Here is a 19415-nt window from a genome sequence, read left to right as displayed (position 1 = left end):
CAGAATGAAGATTCCTACCGCAGAATTCGTCGCCCCGCGCGACGACAACACGCGGCTGCAGAACCTGTGCGGCCCACTCGACGAGAACCTGCGCCAGATCGAACAGGCGCTCGACGTGACCATCCAGCGCCGCGGCCACCGCATGACCGTGCGCGGAACCAACGCGCAGGATGCCGCCCTCGCGCTGGAGCGCTTCTACAACGAGGCGCGCACCGCGCTGTCGATCGACGACGTGCAGCTGGGCCTGGTGGAGGCACGCCAGATCTCGGCGCACGGCAGCTACCTGCCGCAGGCCGACGACGAGAACGGCGCCACCGAGTTCGAGGACGACTCCCCGGTACTGCATACGCGGCGCTCGGGGCTGCAGGGCCGCACCGCCACGCAGCGCGAGTACCTGCGCCACATCCTGTCGCACGACCTCACGCTGGGCGTCGGCCCGGCGGGGACCGGCAAGACCTACCTGGCGGTGGCGTGCGCGGTCGATGCGCTCGAGCGCGACACGGTCAAGCGCATCGTGCTGACGCGCCCGGCCGTGGAAGCCGGCGAGCGCCTGGGCTTCCTGCCTGGCGATCTCGCGCAGAAGGTCGACCCGTACCTGCGTCCGCTGTATGACGCGCTGTACGACCTGCTCGGCTTCGACCGCACGCAGAAGATGTTCGAGCGCCAGATGATCGAGATCGCGCCGCTGGCGTACATGCGCGGACGCACGCTGAACCACGCCTTCATCATCCTCGACGAGGCGCAGAACACCACGCCCGAGCAGATGAAGATGTTCCTCACGCGCATCGGCTTCGGCTCCAAGGCGGTGATCACCGGCGACACCACGCAGATCGACCTGCCGCGCGGACAGAAGAGCGGCCTGGTCGAGGCCCAGCACGTGCTGCGCGATGTGCGCGGCGTCGCCTTCTCGCGCTTTTCCAGCATCGACGTCGTGCGCCACCCGCTGGTGGCCCGCATCGTCGACGCCTATGACGAATACCACGCCCAGCACAAGGACGCGTAAGTGAAATCCAAGAAAGCCCAGCCTTCCGGTATCAGCCTGACCCTGTTCGATGGCGAAGGCCGTGCGCGCAAGAGCGCCGCCCACGCCGTGCGCGTGCAGCTGCCCGATGGGCGCAGCCTGACCGTCGACCTGTCGCAGGCCGCCGACGGCGTGGTGGCCCTGCTGGCCGAGCACACTGACACCCGGCAGCAGGCCGGCCTGCTGGTGCGCCCGGACAATAACGATGCGCTGTCGGTGGCGGTCATGGCCACGCCGGTGGTCACCACGACGGGCACCCCGGCCACGCCGCCCGCGCTGGAACTTGAAGTGCAGCAAGGCGACGGCGTCGGCAAGCGCGCCGGCCTGCCTGCGCGCAAGCAGATCGAGACCTGGGTCACGTCGGCGCTGTACGCCGACGCCGCGCTCACCGTCCGCTTCGTCGGCGAAGACGAGGGCCGCGCGCTCAATCGCACCTATCGCGGCAAGGACTACGCCACCAATGTGCTGACTTTTGCCTACGCCGAGAATGAGGACGACCCGGTGAGCGGCGACATCGTGCTGTGCTGCCCCGTGGTTGAAGCCGAGGCGCAGGAGCAGCGCAAGCCGCTGGAAGCGCACTATGCTCACCTGATCGTGCATGGCGTGCTGCACGCGCAAGGATACGAGCACGAGGACGACGCCGAAGCAGAGGAAATGGAAGCGATCGAGACCGAAACGCTGCAGGCCCTGGGCTATGACGATCCTTACCGCGACGACCACAGGCCGGTCGCCCACTGAACGCCGCGCCCCTTCGCACCTGAAGTGAGCCCACCCGCACACAGCCTGCCGCCTTGGCGGGCTGTGTCACGGGGATCGACGGGCTTTTAGTGTATCCTTCAGACGATCTCCACCACGCGCTTGCCGCGAAATGAACGACCCCTATCCCAGTTCGAAGCCTGCCCAATTCAGGCAGTCCGATCGTCCCCGATCGCTACTCGAACGCCTGACCGACCTGATTTCCCCTGAGCCCGAATCCCGCGCGGAGTTGCTTGCCGTGCTGCAGGATGCGCATGAGCGCAACCTGATCGACGCCGATTCGCTGTCCATGATCGAGGGCGTGTTCCAGGTCTCCGAACTGACCGCCCGCGACATCATGGTGCAGCGCTCGCAGATGGATATGGTCAATATCGCGGACGCGCCGCAGACCTTCATCCCGTTCATGCAGCATACGGCGCACTCGCGCTTCCCGGTGTATGAAGGCAGCCGCGACAACATCATCGGCATCCTGCTGGCCAAGGACCTCCTGCGCTACTACACCGACGAGCAGTTCGACCTGCGCGAGACGCTGCGCCCGGCGGTGTTCATCCCGGAATCCAAGCGCCTGAACATCCTGCTGCGCGAGTTCCGCAACAACCGCAACCACATTGCCATCGTCGTCGACGAATACGGCGGCGTGGCCGGGCTGGTCACCATCGAAGACGTGCTGGAACAGATCGTCGGCGACATCGAGGACGAGTTCGACCTCGACGAGGACCAGGACAACATCCTGCCCCTGCCCGATGGTGGCTGGCGCGTGCACGGCCTGACCGAGATCTCGCAGTTCAACGAGGTGTTCGGCACGGCGTTCTCCGACCACGACGTCGATACCGTGGGCGGCTTGCTCTCGAACCATCTCGGCCACGTGCCGCATCGCGGCGAGATCATCACGTTGCCGCCCGTCAGCTTTGAAGTGCTGCGCGCCGACGCGCGCCAGGTCCACCTGCTGCTCGTGCACCGCGAGTCGCCCGCGAACCACCTGGCCGACGCATGAAGCGCCCGGCCCCGGTGCTGGCCGGCACGTCCGGCGCGGCGCGCGAGCGCGTGTCCACCGCGATCCTCACCCGCCTGCTGCTGGCCGGCATGCTCGGCATTGCCCACACCCAGGCCTTCGCCCCGCATGACTGGTGGTGGCTGCAGATCCTGTCGCTGGCCGGCCTGGCCGCGCTGATCGCCGATGCCCCGCGCGCCCGCGTGGCCGCCGCCACCGGCTATGCCTTCGGCCTGGGCTGGTTCCTGTCCGGCATCTGGTGGCTCTACATCAGCATGCATGTCTACGGCGAGATGCCGGCCTGGATGGCAGCGCTTGCCGTGGTGCTGTTCAGCGCCTTCCTGTCGCTCTATCCGGCGCTGGCCGGCGCGGCCTGGCATCGCGTTGCCACGCGCCTGCCGCGGCTGTCGATCTGGAACCCGCTGGCCTTCGGCGCGGCATGGGGACTGTCGGAGTGGCTGCGCGGGGTGATCTTCACCGGCTTCCCGTGGCTGTCGGGCGGTTATGCGCATGCCGATGGTCCGCTGGCCGGCTTCGCCCCGCTGTTCGGCGTGTACGGCATCGGCGCGCTGGCCGCTACCGTGGCCGCGCTGCTGGTGCTGGCCGTCCGTGCATTCGGGCATCGCGACGGCGGCCGCGGCCTTGTGGCCGCCGTGCTCGTGGCGGCGCTGCCGATCGCCGGTGCAGCGCTGGCGCCGATTGCGTGGACCACGCCTGCTGGCAGCCCGATCACGGTCCGGCTGCTGCAGGGCAACGTGCCGCAGGACATCAAGTTCGAGCAGGCCGGCGTGCAGCGCTCGATCGAGCTGTACCGCGACATGATCACCGCCACGCCGGCCGACCTCATCGTGACGCCCGAAACCGCGTTCCCGGTCATCCTGCAGGATCTGCCGGTCGATGTCGCGATGGCCATGCGCGACTTCATGGAGAAGTCCGGCACCGCCGTCCTGTTCGGCGCCGCCGGCGCCGATTCACCGGTCGATTTCACCAACAGCGTATTTGGCATCGGCCCGCTGTCGCGCGGGCTCTACCGCTACAACAAGCACCACCTGGTGCCGTTCGGCGAATTCATCCCGCTCGGTTTCCACTGGTTCGTCGACATGATGAAGATGCCGCTCGGCGACTTCCGGCGCGGCGGGCTGGAACAGGCACCGATGCCGGTGCGCGGCATCCGCGTGGCGCCCAATATCTGCTATGAGGATCTGTTCGGCGAGGAAATCGCCCAGACGCTGCGGCACCAGGCCGCGCCCGCGAACATGATGGCGAACCTGACCAACCTGGCGTGGTTCGGCGACACCATCGCACTGGACCAGCATCTGCAGATTTCACGCATGCGCGCGCTGGAAATGCGTCGCCCGATGTTGCGCGCGACCAATACCGGCATGACCGCCGTGGTGACGCCGGATGGCAAGGTTCAGGCACGCTTGCCGACCTTTACCGTCGATACGCTGACGGCCCGGGTGCAAGGCATGCAGGGGCTGACGCCCTATATCCGCTGGGGAAATGTGCCGGTGCTGGCCTGGTTTGCAGCCGTGCTTGCGTTGGCCGCCTGGCGCGCGCGGGGCGCACGCTGAAACTGACTGCCGGGTCGCAGGCAGCAGGTTTGCCAGGGCGCGTCCGTCACGGGTAGTGCGGTGCGCGTCCAGGCCCGGCATCGCCGCGGTGTGGCCTGGCTATGCCGTCTCCTTCCAGTCGCCGCCGAATCAGGCGAGCAGGCTCGTCACTGCTGCCGCGGCGATCATGACCGCGATGGCGAGCAGATAAGGTTTGCGAGAAAGTAATGCCATGACCGTGTCCCCATCATTTGGTGGTTCTTAGCAACTCTGACAACTGGTTGCTTACTCATACTGTATACAAAAACGTTATCGGCAAGGGCACCCCAAGCCTGAATCCCCCGTCGGTGTTTTCCCCATGCGTTGCGAAAGCCCGACATGCCGCCGCGGCCCGCAAAGGCAGGCCGGCGCCCAAAAACCCGATAGAATTCAGGGTTTGGCACCAACCGTATGCGTCGCCCGCTGCACTTTGACTGCAGCCCGCGCCCTGAATGGCGCGGCATTGCGGCGGGACTCCCGATCTAGTCTTCCTATGCTGACCTTCCAACAAATGATTCTGACCCTGCAGGCCTATTGGGACCGGCAGGGCTGCGCACTCTTGCAACCCATCGATCTGGAGGTCGGCGCGGGGACTTCGCACGTGCACACGTTCCTGCGCGCGATCGGCCCGGAGCCGTGGCGCGCGGCCTATGTGCAGCCGTCGCGCCGCCCCAAGGACGGCCGCTACGGCGAGAATCCGAACCGCCTGCAGCACTACTACCAGTACCAGGTCGTGCTCAAGCCCGCGCCGGAGAACATCCTCGAGCTGTACCTCGGCTCGCTCGAAGCGCTGGGGCTGGACCTGAAGCAGAACGACATCCGGTTCGTCGAGGACGACTGGGAGAACCCCACGCTGGGCGCATGGGGCCTGGGCTGGGAAGTCTGGCTCAATGGCATGGAGGTCACGCAGTTCACCTACTTCCAGCAGGTCGGCGGCATCGACTGCAAGCCGATTACGGGCGAGATCACCTACGGCATCGAGCGCCTGGCCATGTACCTGCAGAAGGTCGAGAACGTCTATGACCTGGTCTGGACCGAGTGGCAGGAGAACGGCGAAACGCGCCGCCTGACCTATGGCGATGTCTACCACCAGAACGAAGTCGAGCAGTCCACGTACAACTTCGAGCACAGCAACACCGAAATCCTGTTCCGCCATTTCGCCGAACATGAGAGCGAGGCCAAGCGTCTGATGGGCAATGGCGGCGAGACAGCCGACAGCGGCACCCAAGCGCAAGCCGGCACCGGCCCTCGCCTGGCGCTGCCCGCCTACGAACAGCTGCTCAAGGCCGCCCACACGTTCAACCTGCTGGACGCGCGCGGCGCGATTTCCGTGACCGAGCGCGCCGCGTATATCGGCCGCATCCGCAATCTTTCGCGCCAGGTCGCGCAGGCCTATTACGATTCGCGCGAAGCGCTGGGCTTCCCGATGTGCGGCGGGGCCAAGGCATGACGTCGCTGACGCGCAGCGCGCTGTGCTGCGCCATGGTCATGGCAGTGCTGGGGCTGACGGGCGGTGCCGCCGCGCGTGCCAAGACCCAGCCCGCGCCGAGCCCGCAGGCGCTGCTGCTGCCGGCCGATCTGTCCAATGTATGCGAAGCCGAACCGCAGGCACTGCAGGTCGCCATGGCGCGCCACTGGCAGCCGTCGCTGAGCTCGCTCGATCAGTGGACACAGCTGGTGCGGTCGTTCGCGTGCGACCTGTCGGGCTCGCGCGATCTTGGCTGGCACCGCGTGCCGCTGCGTGCGTATGAAAGCGCGATTCGCTATCCGCTGACCTGGACCGATACGGAAATCCGCAACGGCAAGCCGCGCCGCGTCATGCGCACCTACTATTCGGCCGCGCAGTTGCCGCCGAAGATCGATTTCTGGGTGGGCGGGCGCATCGACGAGATCCGCTACGACAAGCGCCTGCGCCGTATCGAAGCGCGCTTTCCGGCCGCGGGCAGCCGCGCCGCCGGCAACGGTGCGGCAAGTGCCGTCGCCGTGCCGCAATGCGCGTTCACCACCCTGCAATTCCGGCAACAGAACGGCCTCTGGCTGCTCTCCGGTGTAGAACCTAATCTTGAGCCGCACTGCTGATTGCAGGGCGTGCCACAACTTGTTGGAAACGATTCATGTCGCAACCCATGACCGACTCGCTGCTGATCGAACTGTTCACCGAAGAGCTGCCGCCCAAGGCCCTGTCGCGCCTGGGCGAGGCCTTCGCGCAGGGCCTGTTCGCCGGCCTGCGCGAGCGTGACCTGCTTGACGACGGTGCCGCCGTCACGCCCTATGCCTCGCCGCGCCGCCTGGCCGCGCTGGTATCCGGCGTGCGCCGCAGCGCGCCCGACCGCGAGCAGCGCGAGAAGGTCCTGCCGCTGACGGTGGCGCTAGGCGCCAATGGCGAACCGACCGCGCCGCTGGCCAAGAAGCTCGCCGCGCTGGCGAAGTCCGTCGGTGTGCCGGAAATCGACTGGCAAACGCTGGAGCGCGCCTCCGACGGCAAGGCCGAGGCCTTCTTCTATCGCTACACCGCCCGGGGCGCGGAGCTGGCCGCCGGCCTTCAGGCCGCGCTGGATGACACTATCGGCAAGCTGCCGATCCCGAAGGTGATGAGCTACCAGCGCCCGAGCGGCGACACAGTCCATTTCGTGCGCCCCGCGCACCGCCTGGTGGCCCTGTTCGGCAGCGAGATCGTACCGGTCTCCTTGCTTGGCCTGCAGGCCAGCAACCTGACGCAGGGCCATCGCTTCCTGTCGCAAGGCGTGATCGAGATCCCGCACGCGACGCAGTATGCGGACGCGCTGCTGCAGCAGGGCAAGGTGATCGCGAGCTACGCGCAGCGTCGCGAGTCGATCCGTGACCAGTTGCTGAAGGCTGCCGGCGCAGACCAGGTCGTCATGCCGGATGCGCTGCTCGACGAGGTGAATTCGCTGGTGGAATGGCCGGTGGTCTACGCCTGCCATTTCGAGGAAGCTTTCCTGGCGGTTCCGCAGGAATGCCTGATCCTCACGATGCAGACCAACCAGAAGTATTTCGCGCTGACCGACGCCGACGGCCACCTGCGCAACCGCTTCCTGATCGTTTCCAATCTCGCCACGGAAACGCCGCAGTCGATCATCACGGGCAACGAGCGCGTGGTACGCCCGCGCCTGGCCGATGCCAAGTTCTTCTTCGACCAGGACCGCAAGAAGACGCTGGCTTCGCGCGTGCCGCAGCTGGCGAGCGTGGTCTACCACAACAAGATCGGCACCCAGCTTGATCGCGTGCAGCGCCTGCAGCAGATTGCCGGCCACATTGCCGATGCGCTCAACGCGGCTGGCGTCGCCGTGGACAAGGCCGCTGCCATGCGCGGCGCCGAACTGGCCAAGGCCGACCTGCTGACCGATATGGTCGGCGAGTTCCCCGAGCTGCAAGGCACCATGGGCACCTACTACGCCCGCCACGACGACGAAGCCGAGGACGTGGCGCTGGCGTGCTCCGAGCACTATCGCCCGCGCTTTGCCGGCGACGCGCTGCCCGAAGGCGCCGTCAGCACCGCCGTGGCGCTGGCCGACAAGCTGGAAACGCTGGTCGGCATCTGGGGCATCGGCCTGCAGCCGACTGGCGAGAAGGATCCGTTCGCGCTGCGCCGCCATGCGCTGGGCATCCTGCGCATGCTGATCGAGAAGCCGCTGGCGCTGTCGGTCGACGCGCTGCTCGCGCTGACCCAGCAGGCCTTTGCCGGCGTGACGGCCGTCAAGGCCGCCCCTGAGGCGATTGCCGATTTCCTCTATGACCGTGTGCGCGGGTACCTGAAGGACAAGGGCTACACCACCAATGAAGTCGAAGCCGTGGTCAGCCTGCGCCCACAGCAGCTGCACGACGTGATCGGCCGCATGGAAGCCGTGCGCACGTTCGCCGCGCTGCCGGAAGCCGAAGCGCTGGCCGCCGCCAACAAGCGCATCACCAACATCCTGAAGAAGAACGCGGACGCCGCGCAGGACATCGCCGCCGTCAACCCGGCCCTGTTCCAGGAAGATGCCGAACGCGCGCTGCATGGCGCCATCGAACAGGTGCGCCCGGCCGTGGCAGCGGCCTTCGCCCGCGGCGACTTCACCAGCGCGCTGCGCGACCTGGCCCAGCTGCGCGAGGCCGTCGATGGCTTCTTCGACAACGTGATGGTGATGGCCGAGGACGCGCAGCAGCGCGCCAACCGCCTCGCGCTGCTGGCCTCGCTGCATGCGCTGGCCAACCGCGTGGCCGACATCTCCAAGCTGGCGGCCTGACCCGGGCCGCACGCCACACCGGAAACCAGACATGCCGCAGACACCGCCCAAATTCATCGTCCTCGACCGCGACGGGGTGATCAACCTCGACAGCGACCAGTTCGTGAAATCGGCCGACGAATGGGTGCCGATCGAAGGCAGCCTAGAAGCCATCGCCATGATGAACCAGGCGGGTTACCGCGTGGTGGTCGCCAGCAACCAGTCCGGCATCGGCCGCGGGCTGTTCGAGATGAGCGCGCTCAACGCCATGCACGAGAAGATGTACAAGGCGCTGGCCAACCTTGGCGGGCGGGTCGACGCCGTGTTCTTCTGCCCGCATACCGCGGCCGACGCGTGCGACTGCCGCAAGCCGAAGTCCGGTCTGCTCGAACAGATCAGCGAACGCTTCGGCATCGAACTCAAGGGCGTGCCGATCGTCGGCGACTCGCTGCGCGATCTCGAGGCCGGCGTGGCGGTCGGCTGCACCCCGCACCTCGTACTGACCGGCAAGGGCCAGAAGACCCTGGACAAGGGCGGTCTGCCGCCCGGCACGCGCGTTCACGACGATCTGCGCGCCTTCGCCCGCTGGCTGGCCGGCGGCGACGTCGCGCCGCGCCCGGCTTCTTCCTGAATTCCCTGCTGACCCCATCAAGCGCCCCCTCGATGACCTTTTTGCGTTCCCTTCTGTTTGCGCTGTACCTGCTGGTGCTGACACCACCCTACGCAACCGTCTGCTTTATCGTCTTCCCGTTCATGAATGCCGCGCGGCGCTTCGATTTCGTGCGCGGGTGGACCCGCCTTGCGATCGGCGCGGCGCGTGTGATTTGCGGCATCCGCTACCAGATCGAAGGGCGGGAGCACATGGACACCATGCTCGACAAGCCCGTGGTGCTGCTCTCCAAGCACCAGTCCGCATGGGAAACCATCGCCTATGTGGCGTTGATGCCCAAGCCACTGTGCTTTGTCTTCAAGCGCGAGCTGCTGCTGGTGCCGTTCTTCGGCTGGACCCTCGGTTTGCTGAAGATGGTGCATATCAACCGCAAGGAAGGCATCAAGGCGTTCTCCTCCGCCGCGCGCCAGGGCCGCGAGCGTTTGGCCGAGGGCGCGTGGATCATCATGTTCCCTGAAGGCACGCGCACGCCGTCGGGCCTGGAGAACCCGCGCTACAAGAGCGGCGGCGCCCGCCTCGCCGTGGAAACCGGCGCATGGGTGATTCCGATGGCCGTCAATTCGGGCCGGGTGTGGCCGCGCAACTCGTTCTTCAAGTACCCGGGCATGATCACGATCTCCATCGGGCCGTCGATCCCGTCGGCCAACAAGACGGCCGACCAGCTCAACCAGGAAGTGCGCGACTGGATCGAGCGCGACATGCGCCGCATCGACGCGCCGAGCTACGGCAACGGACAGGCCGCATGAGCTTGCTGCGTCCCGCTCCCGATGCCCCCGGCGCACAGCTGGAACTGCCGCTGGCCGACAGCGCGCAGGACATCGTGGCCGGGATGGCGCCGACTCCACCCGCGGCCGGATGGCCTGCACCCCAACCGGATGGCCGCCGGCTCCAGTTGGGCGAGCACACGCTGCACTACAGCCTCAAGCGTTCGTCGCGCCGGACCATCGGCTTCACGGTCGATGACCGCGGCCTCTCAATCACGGCCCCGCGCTGGGTCACGCTGGCCGATGTCGAGAGCGCCATCCGCGAAAAGCAGCGCTGGATCCTGAACAAGCTCGGCGAATGGCGCCAGCGCGAAACGCGGCGCGTGCTGCCCACGGTGCAATGGCGCGATGGCGCCACGCTGCCGTTCCTTGGGCAGACCATCACGCTCACGCTGGAATCGCCGATCGGCGCGGTGCTGTTCAATGGCGAGACGCTTGTGCTCCACCTGGCCATGCCCGCGCATGCCGACGAGCAGCAGATCAAGGATCGCGTGCAGAGCTGGCTGCAGCAGCAGGCGCGGCGCTTGCTGCCGCAACGGCTCGACCTGTATGCCGAGCGCCTGGGCGTGCGTCATAGCGGCTTCGCCCTGACCTCCGCCGCCACGCGCTGGGGCAGCTGCACCGCCGACGGCAAGATCCGCCTGAACTGGCGGCTGATGCATTTTCCGATGTCGATGATCGACTATGTCGCGGCGCATGAACTGGCGCATCTCAAGGAGATGAACCACGGCCCGCGCTTCTGGGAGACCGTGGAATCGATCTTCCCGGAGTTCCGCGATGCACGGGCACAATTGCGGGCCCATCCGCCCGAACTGCTGCCGACGTTCTGAGCGAACGTCCTGAATGGCGACGGCACGCCTGGCCGCGCCGGTGCGTTTCACGCAAACGCACTAAAATGTCGCATTCCCCTCAAGAACGACCCACAGGGCATCTCAAATGCGACTCCTCCATACCATGCTGCGCGTCGGCGACCTGCAGCGCTCGATCGACTTCTACACCCGCGTGCTCGGCATGCAGCTGCTGCGCGAAAGCGACAACACCGAGTACAAGTACCGCCTGGCGTTCGTCGGCTATGGCCCGGAAAGCGAAACCGCGGTGCTGGAGCTGACCTACAACTACGGCGTCGACAAATACGACCTGGGCACCGCCTACGGCCATATCGCGCTGGAGACCGACAACGCCGCCGCGGCCTGCGACCGCATCCGCGTGGCGGGTGGCAAGGTCACGCGCGAAGCCGGCCCGGTCAAGGGCGGCACTACCGTGATCGCGTTTGTCGAAGACCCGGACGGCTACAAGATCGAACTGATCGAGCGCAATTCGACGCGCGACGCCAGCCGTCCCTGAGCGCGCGGCATGGACGCGCAGACCCTGAGCCGCCGCCCGCTCGATGGCGCCGCCGTCGGCCTGATGGTGGTGCTGTGCGCCGCCTGGGGGCTGCAGCAGGTCGTGATCAAGCTGACCGCGCCGCTGATGGGCGCGGTGCTGCAGGCGGGCGTGCGCTCGGCCATCGCGGCGCTGCTGGTGTTCGGCTTTGCCGCGTGGCGCGGCACGCCGCTCTGGCAGCGCGACGGTACGCTGCGCGCGGGCCTGCTGGCGGGATTGCTGTTCGGCGCCGAATTCTTTTGCATCTTCGTCGGACTCGGCCACACCACGGCATCGCGCATGGCGGTGTTCCTGTACACCGCGCCAATCTTTACCGCGGTCGGACTGCATTTCGCCGTCGCGGGCGAGCGTCTGCGCGCAGCCCAGTGGCTGGGCGTGGTGCTGGCCTTCTGCGGCATGGTGCTGGCCTTTGCGGACGGCATAACCGCCGCCTCCGCGCATGGCGGCACGCTGGCCGGCGATGCGCTGGGCGTGGTGGCGGGGCTGCTGTGGGCGGCGACCACCGTGGTGGTGCGTGCCACGCCGCTGGCCAGTGCTCCGGCCAGCAAGACCCTGCTCTACCAGCTCGCGGTATCGGGCGTGCTGCTGCTGGCCATGGCCCTGATGGGCGGCCAGGCGGACAGTGTCCAGCTCAACGGCGCCGTGCTCGCCAGTCTCTTCTACCAGTCGGTGCTGATCGCGTTTGCCAGCTACCTGGCGTGGTTCTGGCTGTTGCGGCGCTACTTGGCCTCGCGGCTCTCAGTGTTTTCGTTCCTGACGCCGCTGTTCGGCGTCGCCTTCGGCGTAGTGCTGATGCAGGATGCGATCGGGCCGCGCTTTGCGGTCGCGGCACTGCTGGTGCTGGCGGGGATCGTGCTGGTGAATCGCCGCGGTTGAGCGTCGCGGGACGGAAGCAAAAAACGCGCGGAAAGATCCGCGCGTTTTTTGTTGGCCGATCGGCCTGGTAGCGTCTCAGCGGCTGCCGAACGAGAACATGCCCAGCGCCTCTCGCACCTCGTCCAGCGTCTGCTGGGTGATGGCCTTGGCCCGGTTGGTGCCGTCGCGCAGCAGGTCGAACACATAGTCGGGATCCTTGGCGAGCTGCTCGCGGCGCTCGCGGATCGGGCCCAGCAGTTCGTTCAGCACGCTTTCGACGCGGCGCTTGAGCACCATGTCGCCCAGCCCGCCACGGCGGTAATGCGCCTTGAGCTCTTCCACTTCTTCCGTGTTCGGGTCGAAGGCATCGAGGTAGGTGAACACCATATTGCCCTCGACCTTGCCCGGGTCCGAGACCTTCAGGTGATCCGGGTCGGTGTACATGCTGTGCACGGCTGCCTTGATCTGCTCGGGCGCAGCGCCCAGCGCAATGGCGTTGCCCTGCGACTTGCTCATCTTGGCCTTGCCATCGACGCCCGGCAGGCGGCCGAACTTCGGGATCAGCGCCTGGCATTCCTTCAGCACGTCGCGGCCGACCTGGTGGTTGATGCGGCGCACGATCTCGTTGGTCTGCTCGATCAGCGGCGCCTGGTCCTCGCCCACGGGCACGATGTCGGCCTTGAACGCGGTGATGTCCGCGGCCTGCGCCGCCGGGTAGCACATGAAGCCAGCCGGGATATCGCGGCCGAAGCCACGGGCCTGGATCTCTTCCTTGATGGTCGGGTTGCGCTCCAGGCGCGCTACCGTGACGAAGTTCAGGTACATCAGCGTCAGCTCGGCCAGCGCCGGCAGGTACGACTGCACGGTGATGGTCGTCTTCGCCGGATCGATGCCGACGGCCAGGTAGTCCAGCGCCACTTCCAGCACGTTGCGGCGGACCTTGTCGGGATCGTGCGCGTTGTCGGTCATGGCCTGCGTGTCGGCCAGCAGCAGGTATTGCTCATGCGTGTCCTGCAGCTGCACGCGCGTCTTGAGCGAGCCAATGTAGTGGCCGAGGTGCAGCGGGCCGGTGGGACGATCGCCGGTCAGGATGACGGGTCGCTTGTTGGTTTGCGTATTGGCGGTCATGACGGAAATTCGCGGAAAATTCGGGATGGTATCGGTCTGGCAATCAGGCGGCGGGCCGATCGGAAGCGGCACCGCCCAGGCGGCGCGCCAGTTCGACGTACTCGCCGACGGGCACCTCTTCGGCGCGGCGGCTCAGGTCGAAGCCGATGGCCTCGAAATCGACCTGGTCCCGCAGGAACGATAGCGTATTGCGCAGCACCTTGCGCCGCTGCGAGAACGCTGCGGTAACCAGGTCGCCCAGCACGGTGATATCGCAATCCGCATGCGGAGAACGCAGCCGGCCGTCCACCGTGCGCGGCCACGGAATCATGCGCACCACCGCGGAATCGACCTTCGGCGGCGGGTTGAACGAACCCGGTGGCACGTCGAGCACGTGTTCCATGTGGTAGCGCACCTGGAGCATGATCGACAGCCGGCCGAAGGCCTTGCTGCCGGGCTCGGCCACCATGCGGTCGACCACTTCCTTCTGCAGCATGAAGTGCTGGTCGCGCACGTGGTCGGCGTACTCCATCAGGTGGAACAGCAGCGGGCTGGAAATGTTGTACGGCAGGTTGCCGACGATGCGCAGCGGGCGCCCCGCCACCGCCAGGCGGCTGAAGTCGAACGCCAGCGCGTCGCCCGCGTGGACCAGCAGGCGGTCGCCATAGCGGCGGCGCAGCCGTTCGACCAGGTCACGGTCCAGTTCGACCACCTGCATCTGCGGCACGCGCTCGAGCAGCGGATCGGTCAGCGCGCCCAGGCCCGGGCCGATCTCGACGAGCACATCGTCTGCGGTCGGATTGATGGCATTGACGATGCCGTGGATGATCGAATCGTCGACCAGGAAGTTCTGGCCGAATCGCTTGCGGGCCACGTGGCCCTGGTGCATGTTTGAACGCATGGAGGATTACACCACTAGTGCGATGGCCTGGCCGTTGCATGCCTGCCGTTGGCATGCCCGGCCATGGTGACCGCACTGCGGATCGCCTCGATCATGCTGCCGTGCTCGGCCTGGCCGCTGGCGGCCAGGTCGAGCGCGGTGCCGTGGTCGACCGAGGTGCGGATGAAAGGCAGGCCCAGCGTGATATTCACGCCGTGCCCGAACGTGCCGTACTTCAGGGGCGCCAGCCCCTGGTCGTGGTACATCGCCAGCACGCAGTCGGCGTCGCGCAGGTGGCGCGGCTGGAACAGCGTGTCGGCGGGATAGGGGCCGCGCGCATCGATGCCGGCATCGCGCGCCTGCGCCAGCGCCGGTTCGATGATGTCGATCTCCTCGCGGCCCATGTGGCCGCTTTCCCCGGCATGAGGATTGAGACCGGTCACAAGGATGCGCGGCCGCGCAATGCCGAACCAGCGCCGCAGGTCGGCATCGATGATCGACAGTGTCTGCAGCAGCAGCGGTATGGTCAGGGCGTCGGGCACCGCGCGCAGCGGCAGGTGCGTCGTGGCCAGCGCCACGCGCAGCATGGCGTTGGCATGCGCCGGCTGGGGACCGGCCAGCATCATCACCACGCGCGGCACGCCGGCCGCCTCGGCAAGGTATTCGGTATGGCCGGTGAATGGCACGCCGGCATCGTTGATCGTGCTCTTCTGCACGGGTGCCGTGACCATCGCCGCGAAACGCGCGGGGCTGCCATGTTGGGCGCGGCAGCCGGCAATGGCGGCGTCAAGCATCGACAGTACGTAGGGACCGTTGCGCGCATCGAGCCGGCCCGGCTCGCAGGCAACCGCCAGCGGCACGTGATGGACGACTACGTCGCCCTCGCCCAGCAGGCGTTCCCAGGCATGCGCCACGCCGAGCGCGGCGGCGCGCGATGCCAGCAGTTGCGCATCGCCGAGCACATGGTAGCGGCAGTGGCCGTTTTCGCCCGCGAGCCGCAACAGCGCCCCGATGGTGATGTCGGGGCCGATACCGGCGGGTTCGCCGGTCGAAATGGCTAGCGCAAGCGGGTCGGGCATATCGGGATCGTGCGGCGGGGGCCTCAGCGCTGTCGGTTGACGCGGTATTCGACGTACGCCGCCGAACGGAGCTGGCGCACCCAGTCATCATAGGCGGCGCGCAGCTTCTGCTCGCGGATTTCCGCACGCGCGAAGTCGCGCTGCTTCTCGGGCGCCATCTCGGTTTCGCGGCGGTTTTCCACCTGGATCAGGTGCACGCCGAATTGCGTCACCACCGGCTCGGAAATCTCGCCTGGGCGCAGCCGGTTCATGGCCTGCTCGAACTCCGGCACCAGTTCGCCCGGCGATACCCAGCCAAGCTCGCCGCCCGCCTGGGCCGAGCCGTCCTGCGAGAAGCGCTTGGCGGCATCGGCAAAGTCGCCGCCGTGCGTAATGCGGTCGCGCAGCGTGCCGAGCTGGCGGCGCGCCTCCGCTTCCGGCATGTTCGGGCCGGTGCGGATCAGGATGTGGCGGACCTGGGTCTGCGTAATGCGCGAGGCTGCAGCCGGGCTCGAGGCCGCCGCAGCCGGCGCCACGCGCTTGGCGGTCAGCTTCAGGATGTGGAAGCCATTGGCGCTTTCCACCACTTCAGGCGCCACGGCGCCGGGTTGCAGGTCGACTACCGCATTGGCGAAGATGGCCGGCAGGCGGCCGATCTCGCGGAAGCCCATGGAGCCGCCCTGCGCCGCTTCGGGCGCCTGCGAATTCGCCTGCGCCAGCTGCGCGAAATCGGCGCCGCCCTGCGCTTGCTTGAGCAGCCCTTCCGCCTTGGTCTTCAGCGCCTGCTTCTGCGCATCGGAGGCATCTTCGGGCACGCGCACGAGGATCTGCGCGACGTTGAACTCGGTCGGCCCAGTCGCCGCCGCGCCCTGGCCACCACGCGCGGCAAGGTAGTTGTCGATCTCGCCGTCATATACCTGTACCTTCGAGTCCACTTCGCGCTCGCGCAGGCGGATCACCTGCACCTGCTTGCGCAGCTCGTCCCGGTACTTGGTCCAGGTCATGCCGCTGGACTCGACGCGACTGCGCAGTTCCGTTGGGCTCAGGCGGTTCTGCTGCGCCACCGATTCGATGGCACGGTCCAGTTCCTGGTCGGTCACCTTGATGCCGGCATCCTGCGCGGCCTGGGTCTGCACGCGCTCCATCACCAGGCGCTCGAGCACTTCGCCAAGCAGGTCGGCGCGTGCGGGCGCCGGGCGGTTGGCGGCGCGAAGCTGGCTCTCGATCTCGTCGGCGCGGTCAAGCAGTTCACGCCGCGTGATCACGCTGTTATTGACCACCGCGACGACCTCGTCCACCAGCTGCGAACGCTTGCCGCTGCTGCCGGGTTGCGGCACGCCAAGCTGCGGCTGGCTCGACGGGACGGCCACGTCCGAGGACTGCGGCACGAAGATGCCGGTGGTGCGCGGCCCTTGCGAAGGCGCCTTGAGCTGGGCCAGGGCCGGCCCGGCCACGGCGGCCAGCACGGCCGACAGCAGCACGCGGCGCCAGGGCGACGACACCAGGGAAAACACGGCAAATTCTTGACGTTTCATCGTAATCCGTCATTCATAGTGATCGAACTGGGTCGTCGGCACCGGCTTGGCGGTGACGGGTTCGTACCCAGGAACATTCAGGCGCAGGATATCCAGCGGATTCGAGCCGATCTTCGACAGCCCGCGGAACTCCACCTGCAGGAAGATGCGGCCGGTGTAGCCCTGCGAGGTGTTCCGGAAGCGCTGGTAGACCACACGGCCGACCCAGCAATCGGCGGCATATTCCACGCCGGCCAGCGCATCGACCATCTGGTTGGCGTTCCGGTCGAAGGCGAACCGCCCGATGCCATAGGCGCGTTGCGTAATCGGCCACTGACCGGAAATCTCGAACTGGTCGATGGCGGTATTGTCCGTCACCGACGTGGCGCGCCGGTAGCGGTAGCCCACGTTGAGCAGCTTGCGCGCCTCCGGGCGCCAGGCAAATGCCAGGTTGGAGTAATTGACGTGCTCCGAATCCGGATTGTATTGGATCCCCGCGTCGACATAGTAGCCGCGGAACAGCTGGATCGTGGTGGCGGCCAGCAGGTCCGAGCTGCCCGCCTTCGGGTCCTGCAGCGTGCCGTTTATCTGCACGCGCTGGCCGGTGAAGTCGTAGCGCTGCGCAATCGTGCCGCGGAAACGCTCCACGCCGGTATCGGCTTCGATCAGGCGCGTGGTCACGCCGGCGGTCAGCTTGTTGTTGTCGGCGACCCGGTCATAACCGGTGAACGGGTTTTCCGAGAAGATCTGCCCGTAGCCGAAGTCCGACTGCACGGTATCGAACAGCGGGAACTGGCTCTGGTCGACGAACGGCGTGTAGACATAGAACAGCCGCGGTTCGAGCGTCTGCAGGTAGTTGACCCCGAACAGCCGGCTCATCGTCGGCGCAGTGCGCTCGAAGGTCATGCCGGAATCGAGGCTGACGGTCGGCACCGTCCGCGAGAAATTGTTCTGCGCGGTCGGCGTGTTGCTTTGCGCCTCCATCTGGTATTGCGTCGCATTGAAGATGACCTTCGGCGTCACATACCAGCCCGGGCGCACGATCGGATAGCTGATCGTCGGCTGCACGAACATGCGCTCGCCCTGCGGCTGCTGGAAGCCGTTGGACGTCAGCGGAATGCGGAAGCGTGTGTAATCCGTTTCCACCTGCACATCGAAACCGCCCAGGTCATAGCGGATGTACTTGCCGTTGAGCTGCGGCTCGCGCTCGTAGGACGGCCCGCTCGGCAGCAGCGTCTGGAACTTCTGCACGCGCGCCAACACCGTGAAGTCCTGCCAGTTGTAGGTGACGCCGCCTTCCTGGGTGTACTGCCGCAGCGTCGATTGCGACACCGTGCGCGTCAGGTCGTCCGGATACTTGTCGTCCGATACGCGGTTCAGGTTCAGGTAGGCGTTCAGCCCCTTGGCAAGGTTCTGGGTATGCTGGAACGAGTAGGACCAGCGGTTGGTGCCGGTCTGGCGGTCATCCGGCAGGATTTCCGCGCGCAGCCGGCCCGAATAGCCTTGCCCCAGGTACCGGTAATCGCCGCCGAGCATGAAGCCGCGCGACGTCATGATGCGCGGATAAAGCGTCAGGTCGCGGTTCGGCGCGATGTTGAAGTAGTACGGCAGCGTGACATCGAGCCCCGATTTCGAGCCGTAGCCGAACAGGGGCGACAGGAAGCCGCTGCGGCGCTCGTCGGTCAGCGGGAAACTGAACACCGGCGCGCCTGCGATGGGCACGTCGAAGAAATGCAGCACGCCGCCGTAGGCCACGCCGACCTGGCGATCGCTGTCCAGGTCGAGCTGGCGCGCGCTGAAATACCAGTCGGCATTGTCCGGCGAACACGTGGTGTACGTGGCCCGCTTGATCACGCTGCGGTCCTTGTCCACGAAATCGATGCGTTCGGCCTTGCCCGTGCCGCCGGTCTGCTGGAAATAATAGTCGGGCGAGAGCATGTAGCCCTCGTTCGCCTCGATCTTCATGCGCGCCTCGGGGCCCACGGCCAGCGCGCCGCCGCGCGACACGCGGGCATTGCCGTGGGCGAAGGCCTCGTCGGTATCCTGGTCGTAGGTCAGCTTGTCGCCCTTGACCACGGCACCGCCACGGCGCAGCTCGGCGTTGCCTTCGATTTCCACGCCGCGCTCGTTATAGCCGTTCAGCCGGTCGCCGGACACGAATGCCGGCGGATTGTCGCCGGGCTCGCCCGACTTGGACGGCTCGGCCAGGCGCGGCACGAGTTCGCCCGACACCGTCGGCGCGGGCGGCACCTGGGGGGCGACTTCGATAAGGGGCTCGGTCTGGTCTATGTCGGGGATGGCGGAACTCGACATCTGCGCGTGCGCGCCCACCGACAGGCCGGCCATGGCCAGCACCAGCGGCCGCAGGGCGCCGGCAGGCAGCCGGCCAGTGCGGCTGGAAGGGCCGGAAAGCGCAGGCGGCTTGTTGGCTCGGTGGTTCGTTGATCGTCGTTGTTCGGTCATGCGAGCGGGTTTTCAGTCACGTCGTCGGTGGCGGCTTGCCTGCGAGCCGCCAGCGCCGTCGAAACAGGCTGCGGGGCAACCGAAGGCCCCTCCCGGGGGCCGCCCGGCGCCCGGGTCTGGTCGGGTATTATACGG

The 19415-nt window shown here is 66.9% G+C and carries 17 protein-coding genes; 12 read left to right on the top strand and 5 right to left on the bottom strand.

Features of this window, described 5'->3' with window-relative positions:
* The first annotated feature begins 4 nt into the window (after positions 1-4).
* The 12 genes from ACIGJC_RS02690 (at position 5) to ACIGJC_RS02635 (ending at position 12279) form a co-directional block, all read left to right on the top strand.
* The gene (locus ACIGJC_RS02690) at positions 5-1003 is read left to right on the top strand and encodes a PhoH family protein (RefSeq protein ID WP_483710486.1); all 999 of its coding nucleotides are present in this window, start codon (positions 5-7) and stop codon (positions 1001-1003) included.
* The gene (gene ybeY / locus ACIGJC_RS02685) at positions 1004-1759 is read left to right on the top strand and encodes an rRNA maturation RNase YbeY (protein WP_483710485.1); all 756 of its coding nucleotides are present in this window, start codon (positions 1004-1006) and stop codon (positions 1757-1759) included. It abuts the gene before it with no gap.
* 130 nt (positions 1760-1889) lie between these two features.
* Positions 1890-2771, top strand: coding sequence for an HlyC/CorC family transporter (locus ACIGJC_RS02680; RefSeq protein WP_483710484.1), 882 nt, complete (start codon positions 1890-1892; stop codon positions 2769-2771).
* Positions 2768-4342, top strand: coding sequence for an apolipoprotein N-acyltransferase (gene lnt / locus ACIGJC_RS02675; protein WP_483710483.1), 1575 nt, complete (start codon positions 2768-2770; stop codon positions 4340-4342). Before ACIGJC_RS02680 ends, lnt begins: the two co-directional genes overlap by 4 nt.
* A 511-nt stretch (positions 4343-4853) precedes the next feature.
* A complete protein-coding gene (glyQ, locus tag ACIGJC_RS02670; protein ID WP_483710482.1) occupies positions 4854-5810 on the top strand; it encodes a glycine--tRNA ligase subunit alpha in 957 nt (318 codons plus the stop codon).
* Positions 5807-6439 (top strand): hypothetical protein, encoded by a 633-nt coding sequence (locus ACIGJC_RS02665; protein ID WP_483710481.1) that lies wholly within the window; start codon positions 5807-5809, stop codon positions 6437-6439. Before glyQ ends, ACIGJC_RS02665 begins: the two co-directional genes overlap by 4 nt.
* A gap of 35 nt (positions 6440-6474) precedes the next feature.
* Positions 6475-8607, top strand: a complete 2133-nt coding sequence (glyS, locus tag ACIGJC_RS02660) for a glycine--tRNA ligase subunit beta (protein WP_483710480.1) — start codon at positions 6475-6477, stop codon at positions 8605-8607.
* A gap of 31 nt (positions 8608-8638) precedes the next feature.
* Positions 8639-9217 carry a D-glycero-beta-D-manno-heptose 1,7-bisphosphate 7-phosphatase gene (gene gmhB, locus ACIGJC_RS02655; RefSeq protein ID WP_483710479.1) on the top strand — a complete coding sequence of 193 codons (579 nt, stop codon included), beginning with the start codon at positions 8639-8641 and terminating at the stop codon, positions 9215-9217.
* Positions 9218-9249: 32 nt separating this feature from the next.
* On the top strand, positions 9250-10002 hold the full coding sequence (locus ACIGJC_RS02650; RefSeq protein ID WP_483710478.1) for a lysophospholipid acyltransferase family protein: 753 nt from the start codon (positions 9250-9252) through the stop codon (positions 10000-10002).
* Positions 9999-10850 carry a M48 family metallopeptidase gene (locus ACIGJC_RS02645; RefSeq protein ID WP_483710477.1) on the top strand — a complete coding sequence of 284 codons (852 nt, stop codon included), beginning with the start codon at positions 9999-10001 and terminating at the stop codon, positions 10848-10850. The genes ACIGJC_RS02650 and ACIGJC_RS02645 overlap by 4 nt, the downstream gene beginning before the upstream one ends.
* A 106-nt stretch (positions 10851-10956) precedes the next feature.
* Positions 10957-11364 (top strand): lactoylglutathione lyase, encoded by a 408-nt coding sequence (gene gloA / locus ACIGJC_RS02640; protein ID WP_483710476.1) that lies wholly within the window; start codon positions 10957-10959, stop codon positions 11362-11364.
* Between the two features lie 9 nt (positions 11365-11373).
* On the top strand, positions 11374-12279 hold the full coding sequence (locus ACIGJC_RS02635) for a DMT family transporter (RefSeq protein WP_483710475.1): 906 nt from the start codon (positions 11374-11376) through the stop codon (positions 12277-12279).
* A 75-nt stretch (positions 12280-12354) separates the two neighbouring features.
* Here ACIGJC_RS02635 and trpS read toward each other — a convergent pair whose 3' ends face one another.
* Genes trpS through ACIGJC_RS02610 form a run of 5 tightly spaced genes read right to left on the bottom strand, consistent with a single transcriptional unit; the run spans position 12355 to position 19280 of the window.
* The gene (gene trpS, locus ACIGJC_RS02630) at positions 12355-13386 is read right to left on the bottom strand and encodes a tryptophan--tRNA ligase (protein ID WP_483710474.1); all 1032 of its coding nucleotides are present in this window, start codon (positions 13384-13386) and stop codon (positions 12355-12357) included.
* Positions 13387-13429: 43 nt separating this feature from the next.
* Complete coding sequence (gene rsmA, locus ACIGJC_RS02625) at positions 13430-14266, bottom strand: 16S rRNA (adenine(1518)-N(6)/adenine(1519)-N(6))-dimethyltransferase RsmA (protein ID WP_483710473.1); 837 nt, start codon at positions 14264-14266, stop codon at positions 13430-13432.
* A 14-nt stretch (positions 14267-14280) separates the two neighbouring features.
* Positions 14281-15324 carry a 4-hydroxythreonine-4-phosphate dehydrogenase PdxA gene (pdxA, locus tag ACIGJC_RS02620; RefSeq protein WP_483710472.1) on the bottom strand — a complete coding sequence of 348 codons (1044 nt, stop codon included), beginning with the start codon at positions 15322-15324 and terminating at the stop codon, positions 14281-14283.
* Positions 15325-15347: 23 nt separating this feature from the next.
* Complete coding sequence (locus tag ACIGJC_RS02615; RefSeq protein WP_483710471.1) at positions 15348-16838, bottom strand: peptidylprolyl isomerase; 1491 nt, start codon at positions 16836-16838, stop codon at positions 15348-15350.
* 9 nt (positions 16839-16847) lie between these two features.
* Positions 16848-19280, bottom strand: a complete 2433-nt coding sequence (locus ACIGJC_RS02610; RefSeq protein WP_483710470.1) for an LPS-assembly protein LptD — start codon at positions 19278-19280, stop codon at positions 16848-16850.
* Positions 19281-19415: the final 135 nt, after the last annotated feature.

Source organism: Cupriavidus sp. C3SS-1, assembly GCF_057073755.1.
This window is presented reverse-complemented; position numbering and strand designations above follow the sequence as displayed.

Coding starts and splice junctions, on each gene's coding strand:
- trpS (WP_483710474.1), bottom strand. CDS start 13,386: ATGACCGCCAATACGCAAACCAACAAGCGACCCGTCATCCTGACCGGC.
- gmhB (WP_483710479.1), top strand. CDS start 8,639: ATGCCGCAGACACCGCCCAAATTCATCGTCCTCGACCGCGACGGGGTG.
- rsmA (WP_483710473.1), bottom strand. CDS start 14,266: ATGCGTTCAAACATGCACCAGGGCCACGTGGCCCGCAAGCGATTCGGC.
- glyQ (WP_483710482.1), top strand. CDS start 4,854: ATGCTGACCTTCCAACAAATGATTCTGACCCTGCAGGCCTATTGGGAC.
- ACIGJC_RS02635 (WP_483710475.1), top strand. CDS start 11,374: ATGGACGCGCAGACCCTGAGCCGCCGCCCGCTCGATGGCGCCGCCGTC.
- ACIGJC_RS02610 (WP_483710470.1), bottom strand. CDS start 19,280: ATGACCGAACAACGACGATCAACGAACCACCGAGCCAACAAGCCGCCT.
- ACIGJC_RS02690 (WP_483710486.1), top strand. CDS start 5: ATGAAGATTCCTACCGCAGAATTCGTCGCCCCGCGCGACGACAACACG.
- ACIGJC_RS02680 (WP_483710484.1), top strand. CDS start 1,890: ATGAACGACCCCTATCCCAGTTCGAAGCCTGCCCAATTCAGGCAGTCC.
- pdxA (WP_483710472.1), bottom strand. CDS start 15,324: ATGCCCGACCCGCTTGCGCTAGCCATTTCGACCGGCGAACCCGCCGGT.
- ACIGJC_RS02645 (WP_483710477.1), top strand. CDS start 9,999: ATGAGCTTGCTGCGTCCCGCTCCCGATGCCCCCGGCGCACAGCTGGAA.
- lnt (WP_483710483.1), top strand. CDS start 2,768: ATGAAGCGCCCGGCCCCGGTGCTGGCCGGCACGTCCGGCGCGGCGCGC.
- ACIGJC_RS02615 (WP_483710471.1), bottom strand. CDS start 16,838: ATGAAACGTCAAGAATTTGCCGTGTTTTCCCTGGTGTCGTCGCCCTGG.
- gloA (WP_483710476.1), top strand. CDS start 10,957: ATGCGACTCCTCCATACCATGCTGCGCGTCGGCGACCTGCAGCGCTCG.
- glyS (WP_483710480.1), top strand. CDS start 6,475: ATGTCGCAACCCATGACCGACTCGCTGCTGATCGAACTGTTCACCGAA.
- ACIGJC_RS02650 (WP_483710478.1), top strand. CDS start 9,250: ATGACCTTTTTGCGTTCCCTTCTGTTTGCGCTGTACCTGCTGGTGCTG.
- ACIGJC_RS02665 (WP_483710481.1), top strand. CDS start 5,807: ATGACGTCGCTGACGCGCAGCGCGCTGTGCTGCGCCATGGTCATGGCA.